Source organism: Streptomyces sp. DvalAA-14 (genome assembly GCF_900091855.1).
GTDB lineage: Bacteria > Actinomycetota > Actinomycetes > Streptomycetales > Streptomycetaceae > Actinacidiphila.
Window position 1 is genome coordinate 1 of the sequence record NZ_FMCH01000581.1, and the last position, 4,766, is coordinate 4,766.

Annotated in this window: 2 protein-coding genes and 1 pseudogene; all 3 read left to right on the forward strand. The window is 72.1% G+C overall.

Going from position 1 to position 4,766, the window contains the following annotated elements; genetic code table 11:
- Window positions 1–2,044, forward strand: a 2,044-nt coding sequence (locus GA0115240_RS31435) for a glycoside hydrolase family 31 protein (protein ID WP_093742012.1), incomplete at its 5' end; no start/stop codon positions are given.
- A gap of 315 nt (window positions 2,045–2,359) precedes the next feature.
- A pseudogene (locus GA0115240_RS31440) lies at window positions 2,360–3,122 on the forward strand (DeoR/GlpR family DNA-binding transcription regulator).
- 217 nt (window positions 3,123–3,339) lie between these two features.
- Window positions 3,340–4,766, forward strand: a 1,427-nt coding sequence (locus tag GA0115240_RS31445) for an ABC transporter substrate-binding protein (RefSeq protein ID WP_093742014.1), incomplete at its 3' end; no start/stop codon positions are given.

Sequence of the window (4,766 nt, forward strand, 5' to 3'; positions counted from 1 at the left end):
GGCGGCGGCCGCGGCCGGCGCCGCGCGGACCGACCGGCGCCGGCCCGGCACCGGCCCCTCGGCCCGCACCCGCTTCCAGGACGCCGGTGACCACCTCGTCCTCACCGTGGCGGCCACCGCGGCCAGCCCCGGCTACCAGGTGGTCGTCGACAAGTCACCCTTCCGGATCACCACCAAGCGGGACGGGAAGGTGGTCCTGCAGACCACCGCCGGGCTGGACACCTCGTCGGGACCCGCGGTCTTCCAAACCGCCCCGGGGTCCTGGACCACCGCCACATCGGTGGTCGGCGCGCGCTGGCACGACGGCGCGCTCGACCTGACCCTGGCGACGAGCACGCCCGGCAGCACCGTGCGTTACTCGATCGCACCGGCCGCCGACCGTTACCGGCTGACCTGGTCGGTGGCGGGCGGGGCCGCCGCGACCCAGGTGGCCAGCCACTATCTGGTGGCGTCGGCCGGCCACTGGTACGGCCAGGGCGAGGCGGTGACCGCGGCCGGGGCGCCGTACGAGGACCAGCCGTGGCCGCTGGACTCCGGCACCGTCCGCGACACCGCGATGGCGCCCGCGGAATACCTGATCACCGAGCCGTTCTGGTTCACCCAGCGCGGCACCGGCCTGTGGGTCGACACCGAGGACGTCATGGACGTGTCCATGAACGACGCGACCGAGGGTGTCTTCGGCTACACCCTCACCGGGAGCGCCACCATGGACTCCACCGTCTTCGTGGAGCGCACCCCCAGGGATGTCTACGAGGACTACATCGGCATCACCGGCACACCGGCCAAGTCCGACGCGACCGGCACCCAGTACGCCGAGCCGCTGTGGAACTCCTGGGCCCAGTTCTCCACCGACGTCACGCAGGACTCGCTGCTGGCGTGGGCCCAGGGCCTGCACGACGCCGGAGTGCCGGGGCACACCATCCAGCTGGACGACGGCTGGATGAGCCACTACGGCGACTTCACCTTCAACAGCAAGTTCCCGGCGCCGCGGACGATGTCCGACCGGATCCACGCGATGGGCTACGACTTCGGCATCTGGGTCACCTTGTGGATCAACACCGACGCCGACAACTTCGCCTACGCCGCCGACCACGGCTACCTCCTGGCGTCGACGACCGACCCCGGCCAGCCCGGCCTGGTCACCTGGTGGAACGGCACGGCCGGCATCGTCGACCTGGCCAACCCGGCCGCGCGCGCCTGGTACGTCGGCAATCTGCAGAGCCTGCAGCAGACCTACGGCGTCGACGGATTCAAGTTCGACACCCGCTTCTTCGACGAGACCTGCGCGCCCTACCCCGGCTACACCGCGATCGACTACCTGCGGCTCGGCGCGGAGCTGTGCGACCAGTTCGACCTGCAGGGCGCCGGGGTGCGGATCCACTGGACCGGTTCCCAGAAGTACGGCTTCGTCACCCGGCAGATCGACAAGGGAACCGGCTGGGACTCGCTGCGGGCGGCGGTGGCACAGAACCTGGCGATCAGCACCGTCGGCTACCCGTTCGTCGAGACCGACATGATCGGCGGTTCGCTCGACGAGGCCCCGGCCACCAAGGACGTGCTGGTGCGATGGGCTCAGGCGGCGTCGCTGATGCCGCTGATGTACTCCTCCGCCTCACCGCTCGGGGTGTCCAACGCGGAGGGCAGCCAGCAGTACGACCAGCAGACCGTCGAGCTGTACACCGGCGCGGTGGCGACCCACGGACGGCTCGCGCCCTACATCGAGGCCCAGGTGCGGCGGGCGGTGCGCACCGGCGAACCGATCATGAAGCCGCTGTTCTTCAACCACCCGCAGGACGAGGCCACCTACGCCATCAACGACCAATGGCTGCTCGGCGACGCGCTGCTCGCCGCGCCGGTCCTGGCCGACGGGGCCCGGCGCGACATCCACCTCCCGCCCGGCCGGTGGTTCGACGTCCACCACCGCAGGACGATCCACGGGCCGGCCGATCTGACGGGTTACGCCGCCGATCTCGACGTGACCCCGGTGTTCGTCCTGCTCGGCACACCCGACACCGACGCGCTGCTGAGGGCGCTGGCGCGGTGACGCGGGCCGCGGCCCGCGGGTGGCACCGGCGACCCGCGGCCGCGGCCACCCCCGCGGATACGTGCAGGTGCCCGGTACCGGGCGGGGCCCGGATCGGGCACGGCCGACGCCCCATTGGGTGACAGGCGCCCCACGCCGCCCCACCGATGGGCTCCCAGCTGCCCTGTTTCCGTCAACGGCCGGGCACAACCGGGCTGTTTGTCGGCCGTTACGGACCCCGGCCGGGCCGAAGCCCGTTGGTATAACTCTTCTGCGGGCGATAACGGGCAGGCCGTGCCCGGATCGGTTGGCGCGCGGAGAGGCGAGGTGACGGTCATGCGGGCTCCGGAACGGCAGCACCGCATCCTCGCGCTCGCCCGCCACCAGGGCCGGATCGAGGTCACCGCGGTGGCCGCCGATCTGGCGGTGGCACCGGAGACCGTCCGGCGCGACCTGGGGGGTCCTGGAGCGCCGGGGCCTGGTCCGCCGCACCTACGGCGGGGCCTATCCGGTCGAGGGCGCCGGCTTCGAGACCGACCTGGCGCAGCGGGTCACCCTGCACGTCGCCGACAAGCGCAGGATCGCCGCCGAAGCCGTCAAACTGCTCGGCGAGGCCGAGACGGTGTTCGTCGACGAGGGGTACACGCCGCAGATCCTGGCCGCCCTGCTGCCCGGCGACCGCCCGCTGACCGTGGTCACCGCCTCGCTGACGACCGCGGCGGCGATCGCCGACTCCGCCAACACCACCGTGCTGCTGCTCGGCGGCCGGGTCCGGGCCCGGACCCTGGCCACCGTCGGCTCGTGGGCCTGCGCCATGCTGTCCGGTTTCGTGATCGACCTGGCGTTCGTCGGGTCGAACGGCATCTCCCGCGAACTGGGCCTGACCACGCCCGATCCGGTCGTCGCCGACGTCAAGGCCAAGGCGATGGAGGTCGCGCGCCGGCGCGTGTTCCTCGGCCACCACAGCAAGTTCGGGGCGAGCAGTTTCTGCCGCTTCGCCGAGGTGGCCGACTTCGAGGCGATCGTCACCGACACCGGACTGTCCAGCGCCGAGGCGCACCGCTACGCACTGCTCGGGCCGCGCGTCTTCCGGGTCTGACCCGCAGGCCCGCCCCGCACCCCACCGCACCGCCCCGCACCGCACCCGCATCGCACCCGCACCTCCGCCCCCGGGGCCACCGCCCGCACCACCGCGCCCGCTGCCCGCCGCCGGCAGCCCCCTCCCCCTACCCTCCCGCGCCGTCACTTCCACCCCGCGAGTCCAGCGCCACCTCACCCCCCCACTCCCCCCTCACCAGTGATGAAAGGGACGCGTCATGACACGCATCACCGGACCACGCATCACCGGAAACACCCGCCGCGTACTCGCACCGCTCGCGCTGGCGGTCTGCGGCAGCCTGCTGGCCGCCGGCTGTTCGGGCGCCGGCGGCTCCGGCGGCGGCGCGCACTCCATCGACGTGCTGATGGTCAACAACCCGCAGATGGCCGACCTGCAGAAGCTCACCGCGGCCAACTTCACCAAGTCCACCGGGATCAAGGTGAACTTCACCGTGCTGCCCGAGGACGACGTCCGCGACAAGATCACCCAGGACTTCTCCAGCCAGGCCGGCCAGTACGACGTGGCGACCATCAGCAACTACGAGGCGCCCATCTACGCCAAGAACGGCTGGCTGTCGCCGCTGACCGCGAGGGCGAAGGCGGACACGTCCTTCGACCAGGCCGACATCCTGCCGCCCATCCAGGAGTCGCTGACCGCCGGCGGCCAGATCTACGCCGAGCCGTTCTACGGCGAGTCCTCGTTCCTGATGTACCGCAAGGACGTCTTCGCCGCGAAGCACCTGACCATGCCGGCCCACCCGACCTGGACGCAGGTCGCCGACCTCGCCGCGAAGGCCGACGGCGCCCAGCCCGGCATGAAGGGCATCTGCCTGCGCGGCCAGCCCGGCTGGGGCGAGCTGATGGCGCCGCTGACGACCGTGGTGAACACCATGGGCGGCACCTGGTTCGACCAGGACTGGAAGGCCGAGGTCGACAGCCCCGCCTTCACCCGGGCCACCCGGTTCTACGTGGACCTGGTGCGCAGCCACGGCGAGGCCGGCGCGCCGCAGTCCGGCTTCACCGAGTGCCTCAACGACCTGGAGCAGGGCAAGGTCGCCATGTGGTACGACGCCACCTCGGCGGCGGGCTCGCTGGAGGCCGCGGACTCCCCGGTCGCGGGCAAGATCGGCTACGCGCCGGCCCCGGTCGAGCAGACCAGGAACAGCGGCTGGCTCTACACCTGGGCCTGGGGCCTGCAGAAGGCGAGCAAACACCAGGACGACGCGTGGAAGTTCATCTCCTGGGCGTCCGGGCGCGGTTACGAGGAACTGGTCGGCAAGCAGCTCGGCTGGTCGCGGGTCCCGGCCGGCAAGCGCACCTCCACCTACACCAACGCCAGCTACCTGGCGGCGGCCTCGGCGTTCGCCAAGGCCACCCAGACCGCGATCGACGGGGCCGACCCGGGCAACCCCGGCGTCCAGCCGCGGCCCGCGCCCGGCATCCAGTTCGTCGGCATCCCGGAGTTCACCGACCTCGGCACGCAGGTCTCGCAGCAGATCAGCTCCGCGATCGCCGGCCGGACCAGCGTCGCCGACGCGCTGAAGGCCGGCCAGGCGCTGGCCGAGAAGGTCGCCGCCACCTACGCGAAGAGTGACGGCGTGACCACGCCATCGGTCCTGCGGCGGATCCGCGGCCCGCGGCCCGC